Here is a 677-nt window from a genome sequence, read left to right as displayed (position 1 = left end):
CGCCGTACCCGCCGCGCGGGCCCGGCCGTGCGGCTGCGCAACGCCGCCTCGGCCGCCCTGATCGCCCTGGCCTGCCTGCTGGCTCCCTGCGGCACGCTCGCCGCCTGGGCCGCCCACGGGCTCACGGACACCGGCCGCTACGTCGGCACGATGGCCCCGCTGGCCGCCGACCCCGACGTACGGGACGCGGTCGCCGACGCCGTCGGGGACGGGGTGGTGCGGGAACTGGGCGCCGAGACCTCCCCGGCCGTCGGGCCGTTCGTCCGGGACGCGGTCCGCTCGTTCACCCGCACCGAGGCGTTCCGCACCGCCTGGGAGGCGGGCAACCGTGCCGTCCACGACGCGGTGCTGCACGCCGTGCGCGACGACCGGGCGGCGCCCGGCCCGGTCACCGTCGACCTGGCGCCCGTCACCGCCGAGGTGAAGCAGCGTCTCGTCGCCGACCGGGTGCCGTTCGCCCGGCGCATTCCCGTCGAGCACACCCGGGTCGCGGTGGTCCCCGCGCGGGACGTGCCCGGCCTCCGGAAGGGGTACCAGGTGCTGGAGACCGCCGCCCTGTGGCTGCCGCTGGCGGCCGTGACCCTCGCCGTCGCGGGGATCGCCGTCGCCGGCTGCCGCCGCCGCGCACTGACCGCGACCGGCCTCGGCACCGCCCTCGGCGGCGCCCTGCTCGGCCT

Annotated in this window: 1 pseudogene; it reads left to right on the top strand. The window is 79.3% G+C overall.

The features are described 5' to 3' along the window. Positions 1 to 27: 27 nt before the first annotated feature. Positions 28 to 677, top strand: a pseudogene (locus G3I53_RS16950) (hypothetical protein); the annotation flags it as partial.

Origin of the sequence: Streptomyces sp. SID14436 (assembly GCF_010548465.1) — a bacterium.
GTDB lineage: Bacteria > Actinomycetota > Actinomycetes > Streptomycetales > Streptomycetaceae > Streptomyces.
Note: the sequence above shows the minus strand (reverse complement) of the source record. Positions and strands in the feature narration are given on the sequence as shown.